This is a genomic window from Arthrobacter sp. CJL-S3 (genome assembly GCF_056711635.1).
Window position 1 is genome coordinate 3,513,907 of record NZ_CM160046.1, and the last position, 23,125, is coordinate 3,537,031.

A 23,125-nucleotide genomic window follows, 5' to 3' on the forward strand; every position below is an offset into this window, starting at 1 on the left:
TGACATGAATAACTTTATGTCTTGTTCCGATGGCCGGTGGTGCACGCGTTCGGACGCGTTGCTCGGTGTCGAAGGCGTCCACGTCAGCTCCGTCACGGCAACCGCGGCCGGTCTGGTTCTTGGCGTTGAGACCGGGGAGGACGTCACCGGTTGCCCGGACTGCGGCGTCGTTGCGGTCGGGCACGGACGCCGGCAGGTCCGGCTCCACGACATTCCTTTTCGGCAGGCCGGTGCGGCTGCTGTGGGCCAAGCGGGTCTGGCGCTGCCCGGATCCGGACTGCCCGAGAACGACGTTCACCGAGGAGCGCCCGCTGGCCGGGCCACGGGCGAAACTAACCGACCGGGCCGTGAACTGGGCAACAGATTCGCTCCAGCATTTCGACACCTCGGTCTCGGCCCTGGCCCACCAGCTCGGCGTCTCCTGGCACACCGTGTGGCACGGGATCAGGGCAGAAGCCGCGCGGCGGATCGCCGACACAGGCCGGTTGAAGGAAGTGGATGCGCTCGGCGTCGACGAACATGTCTGGGCCCACACCGGCCCGCCCGGCACCGGGATGGTCACCGGGATCGTGGACCACACCCGCGACGCGGACGGCACCGTTCATGCCCGGTTGCTGGACCTCGTTCCGGGACGTTCCGGAAAGGCCTACGCGGACTGGCTCAAAGACCGCGGCGCCGGGTTCACGGCCGGGATCAGGACCGCCGCACTGGATCCGTTCCGCGGCTACGCCAACGCCATCCGCGACGAACTGCCCGAAGCCATCACCGTGCTGGATGCCTTCCACGTCGTGAAACTGGGTTCGGCCATGGTCGATGAAGTGCGCCGACGCGTCCAGCAGGACACCCTGGGACACCGCGGCCGGAAAGGAGATCCGCTCTACGGGATCCGCCGGACCCTGCAGATCGGCGCCGAACACCTCACCGAGAAACAGGCAACCCGGCTCGACGCGAAGCTCACCGCCGGGGACCCGGACCACGAAGTCCCCCTGGCCTGGCAGTGCTATCGGAAGCTGCGCAACATCTACCACGCCCGCCCGGAACACGGCCGGGCACTCGTCACCGAGGTGATTGCGTCGTTCCCGTCCTGCCCCATCCCGGAAGTCGCCCGCCTTGAGGTGTGTCAAGGATGTGAGACAGCCGGTTAGTTTCTTCTTGGTCAGGCAGCCGCGGGTAGCGGCTGGTTTTTGGACTTGAAGTTGGCCATGGCTGTGGCCGGCGGCAGCCCATCATTGTTGGTGTGGGGCCGCCAGCGGTTGTAGAACACTTCGATGTAGCGCATGGTCGCCCGGCGGGCGTCCTGCCGGGTGGCGAAGTTGTGGTGGTGGTAGAACTCGTTCTTCAGGGTTGAGAATGCCGACTCGGCGACGGCATTGTCCCAGCACACCCCGGTGGCCCCCATGGACTGGCGGACACCGTTTCCGGTGCACCAGGCGACCATTTCCCGGGAGGTGTATTGGGTTCCGCGGTCGCTATGGAAGATGGCATCCGAGGCCAGGTGTCCTCGGTCCCGGGCCATCGCCAGCGCGCCTGTGACGAGGGAGGCGCGCATGTGATCAGCGATCGCCCATCCAACGATCATGCGGGTGTACAGGTCGATGACGGTGGCCAGATACAACCAGCCCTCGCCGGTACACAGGTAGGTAATATCCCCGACGAGCTTCGTGCCGGGGATCTCTGAGGTGAAGTCCCGGCCGATGAGATCGGCAAAAACCTTGTCCGGGTCAGAGGGGATGGTCGTGCGTTTGAAGGCGCGCATCCGCTTGGCCGCCCAGCCGTTCTCCGCCATGATGGCAGCGACCGTTCCCACGGAAATCTCCACACCCGTGGCGGCGAGTTTGGTGTGGACCATGCGATGGCCGAAGATCCCGTCGGAGGAATAGAACATCGCCTTGACCAGTCCGGTCAGCTCCCGGTGCCTGGCAGCCGTCGGGGCTTCTTCGTGGTCCAGCCAGCGGTAATACGAGGCCCGCGGAATGCCCAGCCGGGCGCACATCCAGGTGACAGGGAATTCGGCGTTCTTCTCCTGAACACCGGTAGAGGTCCTCTACCGTTGTTCTTTGGCGAAGAACGCCGAGACTTTTTTCAGGAAATCATTCTCCCTTTCCAGCTCCCGCAGCCGCGCCTCCATCGCCTTGTATTTCGTGGGATCCACCGGATCATCAGGCTTGCCGCCGGCCGTGGCCTCTCCTTCCCGATGCAGCTGGACCCACCGCTTCAGCGCGGTCACGGAGATCCCCAGCTCGGGGGCAACAGAGGCGGGCGAACGGCCAGAGGAAATGACGAGATTCACGGCGTCGGCCTTGAACTCATCGGAATAACTGGGACGGGAAGACCTGGGCACAATCCTTTCAAACTGTGTCTCACATCAGTAGTACACCTCACCTTGACCGGACACTCAAACAATAGAAGTCGGCGATCCTGGCGTACTTCGACACCAACGGCGCCTCCAACGGCCCCACCGAGGCGATCAACAGCGTCATAGAAAACCACCCGCAGAATGGCCCGCGGCTTCCGCAACTTCACCAACTACCGGCTCAGATGCCTACTCGCCGCCGGCGGCCACCGCCCCTACCGGGCGAAACACAACAACCATGCTTAAATGCTAAGGGCCGGATAACGGCCAACTCCGCCCGGAACAATGCCGCGGAATCGGGCCGACCCACCGGCTCCGAGAGAGTTGCCGCCGGCATCGTCGGCGTCTTCATGAACAGCTCCCGCAACCTGGGAGCAATCGCATTAAAGCTCGACAGGCATGCTGCCCGCTGATCCTTCGGTGCCCAGTTCGGCTCCAGCGCACGCTCGACCATTCCGCGGGGGACCCCCACAATCCTGCCGATCCAACGCTTCGAGTTCTTGCCAGCTGAAAATAGGTGGCGTGTTTCCGCCCAATCACCAAATTGAACACCTTCCGCAATGTGAATATTCGCGCTGTTGGGGTCCATCTGTCGTGTGATTGGGGGCCGGAGGGCAGAGCGCGCAGTAGCGGTCTTGGGTGCCGGTAGTGGCGCGCTTGGGGGCCACCCAGTTTAGGCTCCTTCCGTCGTGTGTATAGGGCGCACGGCGGAAGGAGTAATCATCAATGGTACGGAAGATCAGAGCGAAGCTCGTGCTGCAATTGCGCGCCGAGGGCCTGTCCGGGCGGACGATCGCGGCATCGCAGGGAATGTCCCGAAAGAGCATCACGGCGGTGCTGGAGGCTGCCGATGCGGCCGGTGTGGTTTGGGATGACATCGCCGACAGCACGCACCGCGAGGTGTATGCCCGGTTGTTCCCGGGCCGCGGTGAGCATCAAAGCGTGTTCGCGCAGCCGGACTGGGACCAGGTCCACCGGGAGATGGCCCGGGTCGGGGTGACGCTGAAGCTGCTGCATGGCGAGTACGCCGATTCATGCGCCGCTGCCGGTGAGCCGACGATGGGTTATGACCGGTTCTGCAGGACGTACCAGCGGCATGTGTTGGTAACGGGGGCGGCGTTGCGGGTCGGGCACAAGGCCGGGCAGACGGTGGAGGTCGACTGGTCGGGGCCGACGATGCAGTTGGCCGATCCGGTCACGGGCAAGGCCAGGACCGGTTATCTGTTCGTGGCATGCCTGCCTTTCAGCCGGTATGCGTTCGTCGAACCTGCCCTGGACATGAAGCAGGACACCTGGTTGAGGGCCCACGTGGCGATGTTCGAAGCCTTCACCGGTTCGGTGCCGCGGATCGTGCCGGACAATCTGAAGACCGGTGTCATCAGCCATCCCCGCGAGGGCGAGGTCGTGCTCAATGACGCTTACCGCGAGATGGCGGCGCACTATTCGGCGGCGGTGCTGCCCGGACGTGTCAGAGCACCGAAGGATAAGGCCAGCGTGGAAAACACGGTCGCCCACGTGGCTACCTGGATCATCGCCGGGCTGCGCCAGCGACAGTTCACCTCGTTGCCGGAGCTCAGGGCCGCCATCATCGAGCGGGAGACGGCCTACAATGCGGAGCCGTTCCAGAAGCGGCCCGGGTCCAGGGCCAGCGTGTTCGCAGCCGAGGAGCAGCCGCTGCTGACGGGGTTGCCGGCGACGGCCTACGAGATCAGCAGGTGGGCCTACGGGCGCCGGGTGGGCCGGAACGGGCACGTGGTCTGGGAAAGGAACTACTACTCGGTGCCCTTTGCCAATTTCGGCACCAAGGTGGACCTGCGGATCACCGATCGGGTGATTCAGGCCTACCGGGGCACCGAACGGCTGACCAGCCACCTGCTGCTGCCCGAGGCGCGGCCAACGAGTACCGCACCAACGACGCCGACCTGCCCGCCGGCGAGAAGTACCGGCAGTGGGACCCGGCCCGGGTGCGGGAGTGGGCCGGACGGCTCGGCCCGGCAGCGGTGACCGTGGTCAACCGGATCTTCGAGTCCGTCCCGGTCGACGAGCAGGGCCTGGACGCGGCACTGTCCGTGTTGCGGCTCTCCCGTCGTTATTCGGCTGAACGGGTCGAGGCAGCCTGCCGGCTTGCGTTGGCAGGGCGCGTGAGGTCCTCGCGGTATGCGCATCTGCAGCCGATCCTGGCCACAGAGCAGGACAAAGCCGCCGGGCTCAGGCCACCAGGGGATGAACCGGCCGAACACGGCGGATACGTGCGCGGCGCCGACTACTACGCAGGTGGTGCCAAGTGAGCGGGATCGATATCGAAACCAAGCGCAAGCTCCGTGAGATGGGCGCCGCCCCGATGCTGGAGGCGCTCGAGGCCCAGGACGAGACGCTCGTGCTCGGCATGGCCTTCGAGGAACGGCTGCGGCTGGTCGTGGACGAGGCCCACTCCGGGTTTAACCACGCCAAGGTCGAGGGACTGATCCGGCGGGCCGGGCTACGCTACCCGGGCGCGGATCTGCGCCGGCTCGACCTCGTGGACGAGCGTGGTCTGGACCGGAACGTGATCGCCCAGCTCGGCACGTGTTCGTTCATTGAACGACAGCAGAACGTCGTGTTTCAGGGATTCACCGGATCCGGGAAGTCCTACCTGGGGTGCGCGCTGACCAAGCAGGCCTGCCAGCACCGGATCCGGGCCCACTACGTCCGCATGCCCGACCTTGAGGAAGCCTGGGCAACCAAATTCCTGAACAAGTACGCGTCCTTCACCCTCCTCGTGATCGACGAATGGCTTCTCGACCAGCCCAACGAGGGCATGCGCAGCATGCTCCTTGAACTGCTGGAGCGCCGGTACGACACAGCATCAACCGTGTTCTGCACCCAGTACGCCAAGAAAGACTGGCATCAGCGGCTCGGCTCCGGGGTCCACGCCGATGCGATCATGGACCGCATCGTGCACAACACCATCTGGGTCGATACCGGCAACCACAACATGCGCCAACACGCCACCATGAAGCAGTAACAAAACGCCGGTGGCAGCCGGTGGCCCCCACCGGCAATAACAACGGCCCCGAAAGGCAATATCGAGTGGCGTCCAAACCTTCAAATACTCAGCAATGGTCGATGGCCCTAGTCTCAGTTGGCGTTTCTGGCCGTATTTTCGGCGTGCGTCGGCAAGAGCTTCTGAGCCGTCTCACAGTCGATCCGACATGGCCAGTTTGGAAACACTCTCGCAACGGCTGGCCGCAATACCACCGAGGCTAATAGCGGTCATCGAAGCAACCTTTGGGGCCTAGCGGCACCTTCCGTCGCAATTCAGCGGGACGGCGGTGCTGGGCCGCTGAGCGCACTTCCGTTCACAAGCTGCCGTGGCCGCCGAACCTACCCCCGACGTCGCTGATACCCGCCGCGACCAATACCACGGCCCGGGGGAGGACAGATGTCTGAGAGTTTCAACTAGATCTTCTCGCGTGCGCCGACGATGTTAACGGCATAACGCTCATCCGGGAATCCCGTGTTCCATAAGTCGCCTTGAGCCCTCGAACCACACTAACTACGCCCATCTGCTAAGGGCTGCCAGGGAACTGATGAGCAAGTGCCTCTGTTTGTTAATCGACTATGGATTGGCGAGGAAATCATGAATCGACACAGCGTATCGAAGCGGCGAAAATTCGCTTTGCGCGTTGGCGGCGATCATGCCGCGGTTGAACATATACGGGGCGACAAGGGACCGAGCCACCGTCGACACTAGGGACTCCAGGGTTGCGTCGTCAAGGATCCTCGAATTCGTGCCGTCCACGAGAACCTCGGCAAGGTCGCTGGTTAGATTTGCCATTACAGGCGTCCCGAGAAGCAGACTCTCGGGGACTTTAGATGGATAGCCTGCCTGGGCATACCTTTCGTCTCCCCGCTGAAGCACCGAAAAGTGACTGTCAACTACTATTTGGCGAGCGTGTGCAGAAGCTACGCGGCCATGGAACACGAGACATTCATGTTGGATGGCGGCTGCCGCCCCGGCGCCGAGTAACGCCAACGCTTCGGATTCGCTGACTCCTGCAATGTGAATGCGCAATTCCTCCGGATCACACCCGATTTCAGACGGCACCCGCACGAGGTTGTCGAGGGTACGTTTGTCTTTCTGGCCAGGGGAACCAACATAGCAGAGCGTCAAAGGCCGATTATCGACATTGTCCCGTAGCGCGCTGTCAACAGTAAACATAGGGGGCACCAGCAAGGCTGCTACCCCGCGTCCCTCAAAGTAGTCCTTAAGAAAACGGCTGATGGCAATCACTCCATTCGCCTTGGGCGCAACCGTCCGCATCGCCATACTGTTGGCCATAGCGAAGGGTCCCCATCTTCCACCAGGGAGGTGCGAAGACTCGTACCACTCGGTAGCGTCAATAATGAGGGGAATCCCCAGACGACGCGTGAGAGGGAGTAGTCGTGCCAAGTATCCGAGAGAGGTTCCGTAGACCAAAACAACGTCAGGGGCCGGGTCCATCGTCTGAATCCACTCTCGAGTAGCCGCCCCCCAAGTCAGTCCCCTGGTTATCCTTCTCAACTTCGACCACTGAGAGTCCGGAAGTTCATCGAGCCAAGTCACAACCGCTCTCGAGTCGTCGGACTTAGCAAGTTCCGTCGGCGCATGTCCCCCAGAGCCAACACTCACACGATCACCCGCAGCGATCAAAGCTTGAATTACACCCATCATCCGCTGAGCCGGCGCCGAAGACGACGGAAAGTCGACCGGACCCACATATGCCACGTGAAGTCGTTCAGGCATGCTCAAGTCCTTTCGTTTGGGATCCATCTACACCCTTTAAGGTGACCCGATAGCCAATCAAGGCTGCCGGAGTAAGGAGCGCCAAGTACGCGACGGCTCCGGCCAACGGGATGCCGGGCAGCCCGAGTAGAAAATAAAAGTACATTTTCAATGGAACCGAACAAACTAGATACAGGCTCCAGCCAATAAATTGGTATCGGAGGAGACCAACGCTATTCTGCACACTGAAAAACGGAGACGAAAAGGCCATGAGCATTGACCAGAGGACGAGGTTAAGGGCCAGGCTCCAAGATATTGTGTGACCTTCGCCTATCCAAAGCCCGGCTATCAAGTCCCGTGAAGCAACCAGTGCACATCCTCCAACCCCGACAAGCGAAACAGAAAAAATGACCATCTTGCGGGTTGTTTTTCGCACCCAAAAACTGTCCCCCCTTGCGATCGCTTCACCATTTGCTGGCCACAAGGGAAGGGCGACAAGTGTAATGGCCATCGCAAGCAACGAAAAGAGCTTGGTCGTTATTGCAAACTCACTGACCAAGCCAAGGTCGGCAACTTTTGCCACAAGCAAGTTGTCTACGTTAAGGGACAACGAAGTCAACACAGACAAAAATAGAAATGCCAGTCCCACCCGGAGCAGCGATCCAACGGCGAGAACGGAAGCCGAGCAAAAGCTAGGACGCACTTTCGGATGACGGGCATAGTAGAAGAGGTTATTGAGGAGCATCACAAAAGGACTCGAAAATACTGCGGCCGCAATGACTATGCCATAGCCCGTATCCAAAGCAGCAGCTAGGTAGACAGCGGCGATTGTAAATGCTGCACCGAAAACCTGCCAGACATTACTTTGCCAAGCATCGCCAAATGCATACTGAACGCGTTGCACCAAGGACAAAGGTATAGTCACAGCGAAAGCACCCAGACAGAGCGTAGCCACCGTCACAAAAATGGTGGTATCAAATCCGTCTTTTAGACTAAAAATGGATGCCCAATCAAGAGATGGGACTATCAGTACTATAAGTGCCAACAGGACCAGAGCCACTCCGGCCAGTGAAATGTAGGCTGTGCTGATCAATGCTTTAGCACTCAAATAGTCTCGACTAGCCACAGAAGCAGCCAATCGAGTGAGCAATCCATTCCCAAGTCCCAGATCGGCAAACATGGCCATCGCAGATATCGACACAATCATCATCCAAAACCCGAATACTTCGGGGCCCAGGTAACGCAATGTGACGGGAATAGTCAGGAGCGGTGCAGCGAGAATCAATGCCCGTGAACCGAGACCGGTCAGAATTCCTAGGACGAGCGACTTAGTCCGAGCTTCGGCCGCAGTGATCTCGCCCGATGGTGGCGCCATTTGTTCAGCCATGGGCCAAACCATCATTCCTGCTAAAGAGCCATATACCAGTCATAGACTTCCCTCAGCGCATGGACAAAGTCCGGCTGCTGCACGTCCGGCAACAACGAAGTAAGCAGGGCAGAGGACGCCTGTGAATGTTTGACATCGCCTGCACGCGGATCCTCATACCGCACCTCGATGGGTTTGGGGTGAAATTCCTGCAATATAGACACAACGGCATTGAGCGACGTGCGCGTACCGAAGGCCAGGTTCACCGGCGTCCCACTGGTAATCGTCCGAAGAGCGGACTTCGAGATGGCGTCGGTCACTGCATGGATAGACGTAAAGTCGCGAGACTGCTCTCCATCGCCGTGTATCGTCAGCGGGTCATCATTCTTGAGTGCTGCGAGGAATTTGGGGATTACAGCTGCGTAAACGTGGTCTGCCCTTTGCAGGGGTCCAAAGACGTTGAAGAAACGGAAGGCAATCGTGTTTAGACCGTAGCTGGTTGAGTATGCGTTTGTATACGCTTCAGTGGCCAATTTAGTGACCGCATAGGGGCTCAGAGGCAGAGTCGCCAGCGATTCGACTTTCGGCAGCGTGGGGTTAGCACCGTAAACCGAGGAAGAAGAAGCGACGCTGACGTGTTCCACTCCGTTAGCCCGAGCGGCTTCGAGCACATGGAGCGTCCCGTCAACATTCACAGAGTTAGTTGAGAGGGGATCCTTTATTGAGCGTGGCACCGATGGCAGCGCACCGAGGTGCACAACCGCGTCCACACCTTTGCTGGCACGCAGGACGTCGTCATAATTGCGGAGGTCGCCCTCTATTTCCTGGACGCGGGGTGACGTCACCGTCCGGCGAAGGCCCGTCACGTAGTTGTCCAATGTGCGTACACGTTGAACCTCTGGCTGTTTCAGCAAGTGGTTCACCAAGTTGGTGCCGATGAATCCGCAGCCACCAGTTATTAGAATATCCATGAGTCTCCTAGATCGAATAGCTTGACAGCTGTAGCCGGCGATGCCGCGAGAACGCGATTAAAGTGTGTGCACGTTGGTGCCGGGCAACCTGTTTTTGGTGTCGAGAACGACACCGCTGACCGCGGTAAGGAGTTCATAGGAAATTTCGTCGTGATCAGTCAGCAGTACAACGATGTCGGCTGCGTTCACTACATCTGCCGACAACTCCGACTGGACGACACCACTTGGCCAACGGTGCGACTCAACGTGGCCATCCACAGCAGATATCATCGCACCCATGCCTCGCAAGAGTTCAGCTACGCGAAGCGACGGCGCCTCACGAATATCGCCCGTATTTTTCTTGTAAGCCAGCCCCAGTAGAAGCACGCTTGATCCCTTGACAGCTTTACCCTGTTCGTTGAGCAGTTCCACCATCCGCTGCACGACATAGTTAGGCATATTGTCATTGATATCGTTCGCAAGCTCAACGAATCGGAAATTTTGGCCTAGCTTGCGACGAACCTGCCAGGACAAATAGCTTGGATCTACGGGAAGGCAGTGCCCCCCTACGCCGGGGCCCGGGGTGAACTTCATGAACCCGAACGGCTTGGTGCTTGCCGCTTCGATAGACTCCCACACGTTGACGCCAAGCTGATTCGCAAAGATGGCCAATTCGTTGACCAAAGCAATATTGACGTGCCGAAACGTGTTTTCAAGCAGCTTAGTGAGCTCCGCTTCCTTTGGAGAACTCACAGGCACGGTTTGATTCACCAAGTCATCATAGAACCGCCGCACGTGACCAAGAGAATCCGAATTAATTCCCGACACAACTTTCGGCGTCTCGACGAAACCCCATTTCTTGTTTCCCGGATCGATTCGCTCTGGGCTGTACCCGACATGGAAGTCTATGCCGGCCTTCAGCCCTGATCCGCTCTCGAGAATGGGAACCAAAAGCTCCTCTGTGGTCCCAGGATAGGTCGTGGATTCAAGGACGACTACAGCACCGGCAGTCAGATGCGCAGCCAACGAGCGGCTTGAATCCTCGATGAAAGAGAGATCCGGAAGACTTTCTCGCAGAGGGGTGGGAACCGTAATGATCGCGGTTCCAAACCCCCGAGTTTCGTCATAATCCGTTGTGGCAATATACCGACCCGAGTCTAATGCTGACTGCAGCTGCCCATTTGAAATGTCGTCCACATATGACTCTCCTAAGTTGAGCGAGTCAATGCGATTTTTGTCTAAGTCGACCCCGACCACCGTGTAGCCTACTTCAACGGCTCTCATCGCGACCGGTAGGCCCACGTAGCCCTGCCCAACAATGACTACTATTCGATCCTTGATGGCTGTTTCCTCATATCTTGCGGTTGTAAGCGAGGATTCCAAGAATCGCCCCACCAAATTCTACCAACTCCACGATCGCTTCCCAATTGAGTAGAACCGTAAATCGCGGCTTATATTTCCCCGAGGCGACTGGCATTCTGAGTGTCAAATATTGCCTCAGCTTCAGGGACTCGCACGTGCTATTGCCAGGAACGCTTACCGACGAGCGAACTTTGTCATATCACGGCCGGCCAACGGCCTATTCGGTATTTTCAATCCGCTCGGCGTGGGCCCGAGCACCCTCCGACGCCCAACCTGTCCGGCCCCCTAGGAGGCTCGGATTCCGCTTCGCTGGCGATGACTATGGGCCGTCGATCGGATGAAACTCAAAACTCGTCGAGAAGTGTCTGCCACATCATACTCCATAGGTGACACGGCCGGACCATCGGAATGGAACTCTTCCAATGCGATGCGGACACCATCAGCAATTGATTCAGTTGAAACACCTACGGTAATAATTCCTCCCGTGTCCATCGACTCCGGGCGCTCGATAAAATCACGAAGCGTGACAGCCGGGAAGCCCAAAATGGCAGATTCCTCACTGATGGTTCCGCTATCTGAAAGCACCAATTTTGCCGACTGCTGGAGACTAACGTAGTCATGGAATCCAAACGGTGGGTGAAACCGCAGACCGCTCTTTAGTCCTTCTGGCAGTTCGTCCAGTCTGTTACGGGTTCTCGGATGCGTCGAGACAAGCACGGGCAGCCCATGCGCGGTTGAGAGTCGGCTTAAGGCGTCCAGCACTGACGTCAGGCGCTGTGAACTGTCGACGTTCTCCTCTCGATGCAGGCTTACGAGAAAATAGCCTCCCGCTGTCAGGTTCTGCCGTTCCAGTACGTCACTTGCAGCGATCTTTTCCGCATTGGCATTAAGCACTTCCCGCATGGGCGAGCCAGTAAGCACAATGCGGGATGGGTGAATGCCTTCGGCGAGCAAGTTGCGCCGGGCGTGTTCCGTGTACACGAGATTGTAATCTGCAACATGGTCCACCAGACGACGGTTGACTTCCTCTGGGACGTTTTCGTCGAAACAACGGTTCCCCGCCTCCATGTGATAAACCGGGATCTTCATTCGACGGGCCATCAGAGCGGAGATACAGCTGTTAGTATCGCCCAAAACAAGCATGGCGTCGGGCTTCTCGGCCGTCAGTACCGCCTCAACTTTGGTTAGAATTGTACCCAATACTGACCCTAGGGAGCTCGTATCCGCTTCCAGGAAGTGGTCTGGCCGGCGAAGTCCGAGGTTTTGGAAGAATACTTCATTCAGTTCGTAATCATAGTTTTGGCCTGTATGTACCAGCACATGATCCACGTGCTTATCGAGGCGCTTGATTGTTGCCGCCAGACGGATAATTTCTGGCCTCGTACCAACGACTGTCAGCACCTTTAGTTTCTGGGTCATTATTTACACGGGCTCCGGTATCGTGTCAGGTGTTATTGGGTCAAAGATCTCGTTGGTCCAAAAGGAGGTGTAGAGTGTATCTGCCCCGGTGTTGGTAATCTTATGAGTCCACATCGTCGGCATGTCGACAGCGACGGGCTTTTCCCCTGTCACATGGAACTCGTAGACCTCGTCGGAGAACAGCTTCCGCAGAGAGATAGTAGCTGTCCCTGCAAGCACGGTAAAGCGCTCAATTTTTCTTCGATGGAAATGATCCCCGCGGCTTATACCTGGTTCCGTCGTTGAAAACGAAGACTGACCGGATCCGCCGTTGGTCCGTATTATTTCAAAGAACGAACCCCGGGCGTCTGCATGACGCGTCAGACCTACTGGGGCATTAGTGGGAAACGTGTAGGACCGGTAGGTGTTGAAGAGGTCACGGTCAAACTTACTGCGGATATCAGGTATGTCGCCATTGCGGTAAACAGACGCGATCGCCGTGAGTCGCTGAAGTAATCCCCGCACGGACTCGCGGACTTGTTCCGACTCGTTAGCCGCTGGCTCTACGGCGCCGATCAGGATATCTGCCGCATCCTGGACGTGTAGCAGCGTGAGATCCTTATCCTGTTCCACCATAGGCTGACCACCCTGAGATAGCAGATGACAAAACGTGGCGGTGACGGCGTTGTAGAACGGGCGACCGTGCTCTCCAAAGAGGTTGGGAAGAAGTACGTCCTCAAACCGGACCCCTGCTTTCTCCGTGGCCGCTCGCAGAATCTCCGCCGCCCTTGATTTTGCATCCCCGTAGATACTCCCATTGGTAGCCTGCGTCGAGTTTGCAAAGACGACAACTGGGGGTGGGTTCTCACATTTGACTAGGACCTCTGCGATCTGGGTAGCAAAGCGCACGTTCCCCTCAAGGACGTCTGCTTCGGTCCCCCGATTTACGCCGGCGATGTGGATGAGACGAGGCGCCCCGTCTATTGAGTCGGCGGCTGTATCAAAATCAAAGGCGTTTCCTACGGAAAAAGACCTACTAGCAGAGCTCTCGCGAAGCGCCGCACGGGTATGCCATCCGAGGAAGCCGTTCGCTCCTGTCAATGCGACAGCCGTCACTGGTCCACAAGCCTTTTCTCAGAGGAAAGTCCGGCAGCGGTGAGTTCCTGGCGTACCTCGGGCAGCGTAAGCAGGAGATCCTCCACTTCGGATACGGTCATTCTCCCGACGGTGTGAGAATCGTAATCACAGTAGTCGGCCTGAACGAGGTCGCCTTCTTCAAAGTAGATGCTGTAGTTCAGGTCCCGCTTGTCCGCCTGGATTCTGAAGTAATCCCCCATGTCGCGAGCTCGCGAAAGTTCCTCTCGCGTCGCTAGGGCTTCCGAAAGTTTCTCAGCATGCCGGGTCCCAATCACGTGAACTTTGGAGGGCGAACGAAAGAGATTCACGGTTGCCTGGGCGAGGTCCCCGACCGTGCATGCCTTTGCCTTGCGAATAAACAGGTCACCCTGTTTGGCATTATGGAAGGCGAAATCGACCAAGTCGACAGAGTCGGCAAGCGACATCATAAATCGAGTCATGTCCGGGTTTGTAACCGTCAGATCCTTGCCTGCTTTAAGCTGTTGTATGAAAAGTGGAATGACAGAACCCCGTGAATACATGACATTTCCGTAGCGCACGCAGGAAACTGTCGTGGCTGCATTGGGATTATTGAGGCCATGAGACTGCGCAACCTTTTCCATCATTGCTTTACTCATCCCCATTGCGTTTACCGGATATACCGCCTTGTCGGTACTCAAGCAAACAACAGACTGAACACCCGCGTGGTCGGAGGCCCGGACGACATTCTCACTTCCAAGGATGTTCGTCTTCATCGCTTCCATCGGAAAGAACTCGCAGGAAGGTACTTGCTTTAGAGCAGCGGCGTGAAAAACGAAATCAACATCTCGCACCGCTCGCTCAACACTTTGATAATCACGGATGTCGCCTACGTAAAAACGGAGCCGGGCGTCGCCGATCTCGTGCCGCATATGATCCTGTTTGGCTTCATCACGGCTCAGAATACGGATCTGTTCCGCACCCTGGGCCAGCAGCTTCTTCACGACTGTGTGACCGAATGAGCCGGTTCCACCTGTGACAAGAATGCGCTTACCCTCGTAGCCTCTTGATACTTCCGTCATCGGACGTTCCCTTTCGCTGTGCAAAGCTCCCCAACTAGTTCGGCTAGACGCGGAACATAAGTTAGGTATTTCTCGCAGTTAATTTCCATGTGTTCTCTGAAGATGCCTCCGGCACCTCATCCATTTTCGTTCAAGAACTTCGCCACCGTTGATCCAACTAGTTCCAAGGAAGACACTGTCATGCCTGATCCGCTTGGAAGCGTCAACCCGGTTTCGAATAGTTGCTGGGATGCACCGTTGATTAGACGCCGTGCATGACGGAATACTGGCTGAAGGTGCATAGGCTTCCACAGCGGCCGGCTCTCGATATTTTCGACGGCTAAGGCAGAACTCAAAGCCGCAGCCTCGAAACCCGCCGCCTCCGGATCCACAAGCACTGACGTAAGCCAGAAGTTGTCATCCGTGTCTGATTTTCCACCGAAAACGGATACCCCGGCGACGTCGGCGAAAAGCCGCTTGTAGTACTGGCGATGGTCTCGGCGTCTCGAAATCATCTCATCCAACCGGATGAGTTGTGCACGGCCCAGCGCAGCCAATAAATTACTCAGCCGGTAGTTGTACCCGATATCCGTGTGCTCGTAGTGGACCACCGGCTGCCGCGCCTGTGTTGCCAGATAGCGCACGCGGGACGCTAGAGACTCGTCATCGGTGAGCAACATACCACCGCCCGACGTGGTCATGATTTTGTTCCCGTTGAAGGAGAAAATTGCTGTCTCGCCCCAGGCGCCGGCAGGCTTGCCGTTGTGGAATGCGCCCAATGATTCCGCCGCGTCGGCGATCAGAGGAACTCCATAGGAGGCAGCTACTCCAGCAATAGCGGTGTAGTCGACGGCTTTGCCCAATAGATCTACAGAAACAATGGCGCCAATTCGCTCTCCAGCAACGGTCAGTGTCCTTAATGCAGACTCCAACAAATCGGGATCCATATTCCCCGAATCTGGCAAACAGTCCACGAAGAATGGTTCCGCGCCGGTGTAAATGATGGCATTGGCCGTGGCGGCAAAAGTCATGGTGGATGTTACGACCACATCCTTTGGGCCAATCCCGTGGGCTAGGAGCGCGAGATGCAGTGCAGCGGTGCCCGAGCTCAGTGCCACCGCGTGCCGGCGGCCGATACGATCAGACATTTCCTGTTCAAACTGGTCGACGTCAGGTCCCAGTGGCGCAATCCAACCCGAGCGAAGGGCTTGCAGAACGTACTTTTCCTCTAATTCCCCGACATCTGGTGAGGACATATATATACGATCACTCATAGTGGACCCCCAATGATGAAGCGAGATAGGGCTTAGGCGCATCGTGCGAGCGCCCGCTTGATTCTGCCCAGCGTTCAAGGTCAAGAGAGTCAGGGTCCAACGGGGGAACAGCGGTGTGCGTTACTTTGGGATGGAATGGCCGTTCGTCGTGTTCACTCACTCCAAATAGCTCCTCATGTAGTTTTTCACCGTCGCGAAGGCCAGTGAAAACAATTTCCGTAGGCCTGCCTGAACTGGCAATTACGCGCCTGGCAACGTCGAGAATTTTTATGGGGTGTCCCATGTCAAGAATTAGAGCTTCACCAGGTCGGCCTATGGCGCCGGCCTGGATCACAAGCTGACACGCTTCCGGAATTGTCATGAAGTATCTCGTTACCTCCGGATCGGTGACAGTAACCGGTCCCCCGGCCTCGATCTGGGCAATGAAAGTTGGGAGTACCGAGCCCCGGCTCCCTATGACATTGCCGAAACGAACCGACAGGTATGCTTCGCCCGATTGCATAGCCGCCCAAGCTGTCAATCTCTCGGCAGTCCTCTTGGAGTGGCCGAGGACGCTAATCGGATTCGCCGCCTTGTCGGTTGAAATGTTGACAAAAGTCTGCACTCCCACGCTGCGTGCCGCGGCCAAGACGTTCAGGGTCCCTAGTACGTTGGTTTTCCAAGCCTCCTCGGGATACTGCTCCAACATGGGGAGGTGCTTCAGCGCAGCGGCATGGAATACGACCTCGGGCCTCCGTTGATCGAAGATTTCCTGAAGGGCATCTTTGTCGCGGATGTCGGCCAAAACGACATCATCGCTGTTCAACAAACCATGCCCGGAAATGGAAATTTGAACTCCATGAAGACCGGTTTCGTCGCGATCCAACATAATCAATTCCTGAGGTGCGTATTTCGACAGTTGCCGGCATAGTTCAGCCCCGATGGACCCTCCGGCGCCCGTCACCAGAATGCGTTTTCCGGCTACATAGCCAGCAATCGATTCAACCTCTGTGTCGACTGGTTGTCTGCCGATGACGTCCTCAATCGCCACGTCCCGGAGGTCCGCAAGCCTCATGCCGTCTTCCAATATCTTGGAAAGAAGAGGCATAACCATCATCCGTAGGCCCGCCTTGTCAGCGCGGTCCGACATGTCTCGAATAAGGTCGGCGTCGGCCCAAGCCACGCAAAGAACCAGCGCCGTCGCTCCTGTCTTTAGCGTCAGCGCTTCCAACTCAGCACCGTTTCCCAGAACTGGAACATTGGACAGCCGAAGATGCCGTTTGTCAGGATCATCGTCGATCAACCCGACCGGCAGGTAGGGGGAGGCTGGGTCACTGAGCATTCGCTTGATGAGGTACGATCCAGTCTGGCCAGCCCCATAGATCAGCGCTCTCTCCGCCGAATCCTGAGGCCGGGCCCTGCGTTCTGAAACGAGCCGCTGCAAATGTCGGCTGCCGCCCATTAATACGAACGCAAGAGGCAAAGCCACAATGGCTGTACTCCGAGGCAGACCTACGTTGCTGAGGACGAAGAGGTTAATCCCGAACAGGACGGCTGCAACGGTAACGACCGTCGCCAGCAATGTTTGTGCCTCATGGAAGGCTCCATGCTGGTGACGCCCGCGATAGAGGGCCAGTCCCCAACCGACGACGGCCTGCATAAGGATAGCCAAAGTCGCCAAAATGCCCACGGACAGCCAGTCGACACGGTCCGTGGCGAAATCGAAGCGAAACAGGACTGCGAATGTGATTGCAATGACCCAAGCTTCGGCATCCACCGAGTACTGAAGCACCCGGGGCGCCCAACGGTCTGCGCGCCCGCCATCAACTGGTCTCTTGCGCGGCTGCATTGATACTGCCACTAAAAATATTCCCCCAATTTCCTGGCCCCGAAGCGAGGCCTTGACGGCCGGCCCTAGGTGCCCAAGACCACCTCAGAACCGAGCGCCCTCTAAATTATCGACTCGAAACAGTTCGAAGCCCACACTGAAGTCGCGAGATGCACCCCTATTAAAGCACTTCCTTGTCGTACCCAATCCCGCGTGACGGAGTGCTGGGCCATCTGCCTTGGTTCATCTGCGTTCGGCTCGGCGCAGAGCCAGCATGTTAAGCACTGTCGAGCAACACAGGGCAGCCCTCTGGCCGTGATCGTTGCCAGGCTAATTTATTCACGTATCCCGGGTAGGATGAGGACGACTTTGCCTGAAAACTTCACCCGGAAGGGGCTCTACTTTGGAGCTTAAGGATTACTTGCGCGTTCTGCGACGAAACTGGATAACGGTCGTCGCATGTGCGCTGATCGGCCTCCTGGGTGCCGGTGCGGCGTCCTTGCTCATGAAGCCAAATTACAAGTCGGAAACAAAACTCTTTGTGGCGCTCCAAAGTTCCGGATCGGTCTCGGAACTCACCCAGGGAAACGCCTTCAGCCAAGCGCGAGTGCAGTCCTACGTCGAGACAGTAACCACGCCCACAGTTTTACAGCCGGTAATCGATAGTCTCGGCCTCGAGTCCACACCCCGGTCGCTGGCGCAGAGCGTTGTCGCAACCTCGGACCTCAATACGGTTCTCATAAGCATCTCGGTGCAAAATGAGTCGCCTGTGCAGGCGGCGGCTATAGCCCAAGCTGTAAGCCGAAGTTTGATTGAGGCGGTTGACGAGCTGGAGAAGCCGTCGCAAGGTGGTTCTTCGCCCGTGAAGCTGTCAATCGTCACGCCCGCCACCGCGCCAGTGATGCCTTCCTCACCGAACGTTCAAATGAACTTGATCGTCGGTCTGCTTGTTGGTCTAGCGGCTGGCGTCGCCGTAGCAGTTCTCCGCTCGGTCATAGATAACAGAATCCGAGGCGAAGCCGACTTGCGCCGGGTGACCGATGCTGCACTGTTGGGAGGCGTTGGTTTCGATGCAGACGCCGTAAAGAAGCCTTTGCTGACGCAGACAGCCCCTCAAAATCCTCGCGCAGAATCTTTCCGCCAGCTTCGAACCAACTTGCAATTCGCCCACGTGAGCCATGAGTCCAAGACTGTCCTCGTGACGTCATCCGTTCCAGGTGAGGGCAAGAGTACGACGGCAACGAACCTAGCCATTGCCTTGGCGCAGGCGGGGCAGACGGTCGCATTAGTGGACGCGGACTTGCGAAGGCCCATGATTGCCGAGTATCTGGGATTGGAGCGAGATGCTGGACTGACCACAGCGCTCGTTGGGAGGGCCGACCTTGCCGATCTGCTGCAACAGTGGGGAAGTGACGAGCTATTCGTACTCACATCAGGTCAGATACCTCCCAACCCTAGTGAACTGCTTGGTTCGGAAAGAATGAAACAGCTGATCATCAAACTCGAAAACACATTTGACGCGGTGATAATCGACGCGCCCCCACTCCTCCCCGTCACAGACGCAGCAGTCCTTGCACAACAGGTTGGCGGAGTCGTCGTGGTTGTCGGTACACATAAAGTACGCACCACGGACCTCGAAAGATCTCTGGCCGCCTTGGAAATGGTTCAGGCAGATCTCCTCGGTGTCGTGCTCAACCGACTCCCGTCCAAGGGTCCCGATGCCTACGCTTACAGCTACTACAGCTACGCCAGTAAGCCGACCGATGTTTCAGTAACGAAGGCCACCTCGCGCCCCGGCACCGCGGTGAACGCCGCCGACCAGACCTTCGCCGATGAAATCCTTCGGGGGGCACCCCGCGAAGCGACCCGATTCAATAGCGGAAACGGCAGGGAACGCAGTGCCCGCTAGCGGGCCAACGAATGAACGGGACTTCTTGTTAACCCTTCCAACTGGGGAGAGGGAGGGCCGGCGAGCCAGGAAACGACCCCGCCTCCGACGTCGACGGATAGGTCCCCGGTTTTTCGTGTTTGCCGGTAGTTTCGCTGTGGTGGTTGCGGCCGTCGGTGGCTGGTTGACGCACCAGGCCCTCGAAGTCAAATCTGAATTAACGGCGGCCAGCCTGCTGCTTCCGGAATTCAAGACCCAGCTGATCATGAAGGACGAACGAGGGGCAGAAATCGTCCTTCAGCAACTGGAGAGTCATACCGACGCCGCCCAATCGGCTGCTAATGACCCGCTCTGGAAAGCAGCAACAGTCGTTCCATGGATCGGCCCGAACTTCTCGGCAGTCAGCGAATTAGCGCTCTCCGCGCGGGATGTTGTTCAGGGAACGGCAAAGCCGTTGCTGCTCGTGTTTCGCACCGTTAATTATGAAGACCTGACACCGGTCGCCGGCGAGATTGACGTTGCCCCCTTGGAGGCGGCGTCCCCGACCATTATTGCCGCCGCGAATACTGTGGAGCTCACGCATGCACGTTTGGCTGACCTCGATAGTTCTCGATTGTTTGCCGAAATCTCGGTGCCCCTGAATCGGTCTCTCGAAGCGCTTGATGAGTTGCGGACAACGCTAAACCTGGCGGCAGACTGCTCGAAGGTGCTTCCGAGCATGATGGGATCCAACGAAGCTCGGAACTATCTAATGCTCGTCCAGAACAATGCCGAAATCCGCACAACCGGCGGCTTGCCCGGCGTACTGGCGGTCATACGTGTTGAAAACGGCGCAATCCAACTGACAACTCAGTCCAGCGGGGCCGCGCTCGGAAAGTTTACGCCGCCCGTCGACGTCGATCCTGCCCAGAGTCTTATCTACACCGACCGACTAGGGTCTTTCATAAGCGACGTAAACCTGACGCCGGATTTCCCTACCGCAGCACAGTCCGCCAAGAGAATGTGGGAAGAGCGGTTTGGAACATCCATTGACGGCGTCATCGCCGTAGATCCTGTAGTGCTGGCGCACGTCCTCGAGGCCACAGGGCCCGTTGAGATACCGGTACCGCTAGATTCGACTAAGCCCGGCGTCTTTCCCACAGCCCTGACCGCAGACAACGTAGTCCAGACGTTACTTTCCGACGTATACCGGAGCATTGAAGGTAACAACTCGCAAGACGCTTACTTTGCTTCGGCCTCTGAACAAATATTCAAAGCTTTAGCCTCGGGCAAGGCGCCAGGAGCCAAACTCGTGCCCGCCTTGGCGAAAAGCGCAGCAGAGAACCGCATTTACTTATGGAGCGACCACAAAATAGAGCAGCAGGTCCTGAGAACACTCAGTGTTGGCGGCGCTGTTTCCGGGCCAAACGTTGGAGGATCATCCTTCGGTGTCTATTTCAACGACGGTACCGGAGCCAAGATGGACTACTACGTCAGACGGACGGTCCAGCTGGTTGCGAAATGCGAGCGTGACGGATATAGGGAGGTCAATGTGAGAATCACCAGTACCAACGCCGCCCCCGCAGACTCAGCAATGTCTCTGCCTGCCTCGATAACCGGGGGAGGCGCCTTCGGCGTACCGGCCGGCACGGTCCAGACTAATTTGGTTGCCTACGGTCCGGCGCAGGCCAACGTGGAAACAGCCATGGTGGATGGAGTAAAAACAGACTTCGCCGCCCACCGCCATGCCGATAGGCCAGTTGCGACAGTGACCGTCGCATTGGCCCCCGGGCAGAGCAGCACGGTAGAGCTAACCTTCGGCAGAATCGTCCAGCACACTGAACCGAACGTAGTTGTCACGCCCACCGTCCAGCCTGTCAGAGACGTCGTCCTAGTCACCGAGAATGCGGGATGCAATCAGTGAAAGAAAACGCCGAGTAAACGGTATGTAAAGCAACTTGATTCACTTTGGTCATAAGCGCTATAGGTGCTAGTGTCTGCATGGGCTTATCAATTGAGATTTCAACCTGCGGTCACTCGGGGGATCGGAAATCTCCACATCGCGTGACACTCGTATATATGGTCTCAGGGGGACACATGAAAAAATCACTTGCAGCGATCACACTCGCGGGCTCCATCGCACTCATCGGCGCAGTTCCGGCCATGGCAGATACATACCCGGCACCGAAGCCCAGCGCCACTGTCTCCGATGGAACAGTTGACGTGGGCGAGAATTTCGTTTTCGCTGGTAGTGGATTCGCCCCGGGCGAGACGGTCACGGTTACCGTTCGTCAGGGCCGCGGAAACGGCCCGATCGTGAGCACCTACACCGTTACCGCCGACTCCGACGGCGCATTTAGGTTGTCGCTCAACCTCGGTAAGCCCGGTGAATTCAATCTGACAGCTACCGGTGCCAGCGGCCAGACGGCCTCCGCTACCGTAAGGGCCAATCCAGTGACGGGGAATGCTAAGGGAGTCACGCTGGCCACCACCGGTGGAACCGAACTGGCCAACACGGGCGCGGATCCCAGCCTTCTCATTTGGGGCGCAGCCGGCATAGGCGCACTGGGCCTCGGCGCGGGAGGCATTATTCTCTCTCGACGCGCCCGCAGGTCAGCTACGTCTTAGTCGGAAAGCCTCAACAGCATTCTAAGGGTGGGCGTCTCCGGTATTCCGGAGTCGCCCACCCTTTGCTTTCCCGGGAGAGTTTGAATAGCGGAGGCGCCGAGGCTGACCTGACACCCGGGCAGTGCCAGGCGGGGTGTACTGATCATGAGCATGGGTCACCTGGCGACTGAAATGGAGCAAGAGTTACCGCAGCTGCTCTCTGGCCCGGGCCAGCGAGCAGGTAATCGAGCTCGTCGACGCGAGCGGGATGTCGAATCGGTTGACAAAGAATGCAATGGAGACTGCACTAGAAGCGGAGATGTACGAGCACCTCAGTTGCGGCAAACACGACGTGCAAGGCCGAATTCTGGCGCTCGGTGCTGGCAGAAATCAAGAACCGGGGTGTCGAGGACGACGATCACAAGGTCTGCGATGAACTCCAAGGCCAGCCGGAGACCACAGACACCGTGTGGGAGTTCGCTGTGGTCCACACCTGCAACACCTCCCGATATGCTGCCCGTCAGGACCGGGAAGACTCGCCCCGCTGGCTGCAGCCAGTCTAAATGAAACCGTCCGAGGCCACCGCGAACGAATCCTCCAGGCAATTTCGTGCCGTTCCCGTACTACAGTGTGGAAACCGGGAGGTCATCGGCAGCACCAACGTCTCAAGTCCAGCAATGCCAGGTACCGGCACGGGGTCTACGTGAGGGGTCATCCCCGGCAGACGGCCCTGAGATGTCTCTACGTGGCACTTCCCGGGACGGAAGCTGGGGTTCCCGGCGGTGTTGATGGGGGTCTTGCGGTCGCGGTTTTCTTGGCCAGGGCAAGGACTTCCAGTTCCGAAGTGAGGCCAGAATTTGTCATGAGCGGGCTGCCAGCTGGACCGATAGAGGCGTCGTTCGTCCGGATGATCGGCTGTTGCGGCATTCGCTCGTGCCGGATCGCGAGTTGGTGCGGTGTTGCCGGCACGTCGTGTTGTTGCGTGACTTTCGCACCGTATTTGCCAATGAGTTTATGTTGGGGCAGCAGGTAGCTGGTGAAGGTGCTGTCCAGTTCCCAGATTTCATTGAGCTTCTCCAGCCCGGCGGCTGTGTCGTAGCGGAGGTAGCCCACAAGTTCCCGGACTCGGGCCCAGTTCTTTGGCTCGACGTGGGCAGTGGCATTCTTGTTGCCGGGACCGGGTGACCGTGATCTGGTGGGCGTGGCAGTAGGCGAACAGGTGATCGTTTATGAACTCCGAC

18 protein-coding genes and 3 pseudogenes are annotated in these 23,125 nt (G+C 58.1%); 8 read left to right on the top strand and 13 right to left on the bottom strand.

Annotation, left to right across the window (positions count from 1 at the left end):
* Window positions 1-29: 29 nt before the first annotated feature.
* The gene (locus tag AC06G6_RS16080; protein ID WP_479823660.1) at window positions 30-1,145 is read left to right on the top strand and encodes an ISL3 family transposase; all 1,116 of its coding nucleotides are present in this window, start codon (window positions 30-32) and stop codon (window positions 1,143-1,145) included.
* Window positions 1,146-1,156: 11 nt separating this feature from the next.
* Here AC06G6_RS16080 and AC06G6_RS16085 read toward each other — a convergent pair whose 3' ends face one another.
* Together AC06G6_RS16085 and AC06G6_RS16090 are read right to left on the bottom strand one after the other, a co-directional pair.
* Window positions 1,157-1,993 carry an IS3 family transposase gene (locus AC06G6_RS16085; RefSeq protein WP_479823662.1) on the bottom strand — a complete coding sequence of 279 codons (837 nt, stop codon included), beginning with the start codon at window positions 1,991-1,993 and terminating at the stop codon, window positions 1,157-1,159.
* 51 nt (window positions 1,994-2,044) lie between these two features.
* Window positions 2,045-2,290, bottom strand: a complete 246-nt coding sequence (locus AC06G6_RS16090) for a transposase (RefSeq protein WP_479823664.1) — start codon at window positions 2,288-2,290, stop codon at window positions 2,045-2,047.
* 116 nt (window positions 2,291-2,406) lie between these two features.
* Between AC06G6_RS16090 and AC06G6_RS16095 the strand changes: the two are divergent.
* The 3 genes and pseudogenes from AC06G6_RS16095 to AC06G6_RS16105 form a co-directional block, all read left to right on the top strand.
* Window positions 2,407-2,599 (top strand): annotated as a pseudogene (locus AC06G6_RS16095) (transposase); the annotation flags it as partial.
* 480 nt (window positions 2,600-3,079) lie between these two features.
* Window positions 3,080-4,641 (top strand): annotated as a pseudogene (gene istA / locus AC06G6_RS16100) (IS21 family transposase).
* Window positions 4,638-5,357, top strand: a complete 720-nt coding sequence (locus tag AC06G6_RS16105) for an ATP-binding protein (RefSeq protein ID WP_479823666.1) — start codon at window positions 4,638-4,640, stop codon at window positions 5,355-5,357. Before istA ends, AC06G6_RS16105 begins: the two are co-directional and overlap by 4 nt.
* A 594-nt stretch (window positions 5,358-5,951) precedes the next feature.
* On the opposite strand, the gene AC06G6_RS16110 is transcribed toward AC06G6_RS16105, so the two are convergent.
* From AC06G6_RS16110 to AC06G6_RS16155, 10 genes and pseudogenes are all read right to left on the bottom strand, one after another.
* Window positions 5,952-6,626 (bottom strand): glycosyltransferase, encoded by a 675-nt coding sequence (locus tag AC06G6_RS16110; RefSeq protein ID WP_479828835.1) that lies wholly within the window; start codon window positions 6,624-6,626, stop codon window positions 5,952-5,954.
* Window positions 6,627-6,629: 3 nt separating this feature from the next.
* A pseudogene (locus tag AC06G6_RS16115) lies at window positions 6,630-7,145 on the bottom strand (hypothetical protein); the annotation flags it as partial.
* Window positions 7,111-8,484 carry a lipopolysaccharide biosynthesis protein gene (locus AC06G6_RS16120; RefSeq protein ID WP_479823668.1) on the bottom strand — a complete coding sequence of 458 codons (1,374 nt, stop codon included), beginning with the start codon at window positions 8,482-8,484 and terminating at the stop codon, window positions 7,111-7,113. The gene AC06G6_RS16120 and the pseudogene AC06G6_RS16115, both read right to left, overlap by 35 nt.
* Window positions 8,485-8,504: 20 nt before the next feature.
* The gene (locus tag AC06G6_RS16125; protein WP_479823670.1) at window positions 8,505-9,434 is read right to left on the bottom strand and encodes an NAD-dependent epimerase/dehydratase family protein; all 930 of its coding nucleotides are present in this window, start codon (window positions 9,432-9,434) and stop codon (window positions 8,505-8,507) included.
* 57 nt (window positions 9,435-9,491) lie between these two features.
* The gene (locus AC06G6_RS16130) at window positions 9,492-10,796 is read right to left on the bottom strand and encodes a nucleotide sugar dehydrogenase (protein WP_479823672.1); all 1,305 of its coding nucleotides are present in this window, start codon (window positions 10,794-10,796) and stop codon (window positions 9,492-9,494) included.
* A gap of 264 nt (window positions 10,797-11,060) precedes the next feature.
* Window positions 11,061-12,194 (bottom strand): non-hydrolyzing UDP-N-acetylglucosamine 2-epimerase, encoded by a 1,134-nt coding sequence (gene wecB, locus AC06G6_RS16135; RefSeq protein ID WP_479823674.1) that lies wholly within the window; start codon window positions 12,192-12,194, stop codon window positions 11,061-11,063.
* A gap of 3 nt (window positions 12,195-12,197) precedes the next feature.
* Entirely contained in the window at window positions 12,198-13,289 is a 1,092-nt protein-coding gene (locus tag AC06G6_RS16140) for a polysaccharide biosynthesis C-terminal domain-containing protein (protein ID WP_479823676.1), read from the bottom strand.
* Entirely contained in the window at window positions 13,286-14,350 is a 1,065-nt protein-coding gene (locus tag AC06G6_RS16145; RefSeq protein WP_479823678.1) for an SDR family NAD(P)-dependent oxidoreductase, read from the bottom strand. The genes AC06G6_RS16140 and AC06G6_RS16145 overlap by 4 nt, the downstream gene beginning before the upstream one ends.
* Before the next feature lie 116 nt (window positions 14,351-14,466).
* Complete coding sequence (locus AC06G6_RS16150; RefSeq protein WP_479823680.1) at window positions 14,467-15,585, bottom strand: DegT/DnrJ/EryC1/StrS family aminotransferase; 1,119 nt, start codon at window positions 15,583-15,585, stop codon at window positions 14,467-14,469.
* Window positions 15,586-15,595: 10 nt separating this feature from the next.
* Window positions 15,596-17,443, bottom strand: coding sequence for a polysaccharide biosynthesis protein (locus AC06G6_RS16155; protein WP_479823682.1), 1,848 nt, complete (start codon window positions 17,441-17,443; stop codon window positions 15,596-15,598).
* 370 nt (window positions 17,444-17,813) lie between these two features.
* Here AC06G6_RS16155 and AC06G6_RS16160 point away from each other — a divergent pair, with 370 nt between their 5' ends.
* The 4 genes from AC06G6_RS16160 (at window position 17,814) to AC06G6_RS16175 (ending at window position 22,447) form a co-directional block, all read left to right on the top strand.
* Complete coding sequence (locus tag AC06G6_RS16160; RefSeq protein WP_479823684.1) at window positions 17,814-19,319, top strand: tyrosine-protein kinase domain-containing protein; 1,506 nt, start codon at window positions 17,814-17,816, stop codon at window positions 19,317-19,319.
* A gap of 139 nt (window positions 19,320-19,458) precedes the next feature.
* The gene (locus AC06G6_RS16165; RefSeq protein ID WP_479823687.1) at window positions 19,459-21,201 is read left to right on the top strand and encodes a DUF4012 domain-containing protein; all 1,743 of its coding nucleotides are present in this window, start codon (window positions 19,459-19,461) and stop codon (window positions 21,199-21,201) included.
* Window positions 21,202-21,374: 173 nt separating this feature from the next.
* Window positions 21,375-21,905 (top strand): LPXTG cell wall anchor domain-containing protein, encoded by a 531-nt coding sequence (locus AC06G6_RS16170; protein ID WP_479823690.1) that lies wholly within the window; start codon window positions 21,375-21,377, stop codon window positions 21,903-21,905.
* Window positions 21,906-22,261: 356 nt separating this feature from the next.
* Complete coding sequence (locus AC06G6_RS16175; RefSeq protein WP_479823692.1) at window positions 22,262-22,447, top strand: hypothetical protein; 186 nt, start codon at window positions 22,262-22,264, stop codon at window positions 22,445-22,447.
* A gap of 178 nt (window positions 22,448-22,625) precedes the next feature.
* Here the strand turns inward: AC06G6_RS16175 and AC06G6_RS16180 are convergent, their stop codons facing one another.
* Window positions 22,626-22,997 (bottom strand): hypothetical protein, encoded by a 372-nt coding sequence (locus AC06G6_RS16180; protein ID WP_479823695.1) that lies wholly within the window; start codon window positions 22,995-22,997, stop codon window positions 22,626-22,628.
* Window positions 22,998-23,125 lie beyond the last annotated feature (128 nt).

What these genes read in the sequence shown, in the direction of transcription:
- AC06G6_RS16080 (WP_479823660.1), top strand. Translation starts at nt 30, where the DNA reads ATGGCCGGTGGTGCACGCGTTCGGACGCGTTGCTCGGTGTCGAAGGCG.
- AC06G6_RS16085 (WP_479823662.1), bottom strand. Translation starts at nt 1,993, where the DNA reads ATGTGCGCCCGGCTGGGCATTCCGCGGGCCTCGTATTACCGCTGGCTG.
- AC06G6_RS16120 (WP_479823668.1), bottom strand. Translation starts at nt 8,484, where the DNA reads ATGGCTGAACAAATGGCGCCACCATCGGGCGAGATCACTGCGGCCGAA.
- AC06G6_RS16125 (WP_479823670.1), bottom strand. Translation starts at nt 9,434, where the DNA reads ATGGATATTCTAATAACTGGTGGCTGCGGATTCATCGGCACCAACTTG.
- wecB (WP_479823674.1), bottom strand. Translation starts at nt 12,194, where the DNA reads ATGACCCAGAAACTAAAGGTGCTGACAGTCGTTGGTACGAGGCCAGAA.
- AC06G6_RS16145 (WP_479823678.1), bottom strand. Translation starts at nt 14,350, where the DNA reads ATGACGGAAGTATCAAGAGGCTACGAGGGTAAGCGCATTCTTGTCACA.
- AC06G6_RS16150 (WP_479823680.1), bottom strand. Translation starts at nt 15,585, where the DNA reads ATGTCCTCACCAGATGTCGGGGAATTAGAGGAAAAGTACGTTCTGCAA.
- AC06G6_RS16170 (WP_479823690.1), top strand. Translation starts at nt 21,375, where the DNA reads ATGAAAAAATCACTTGCAGCGATCACACTCGCGGGCTCCATCGCACTC.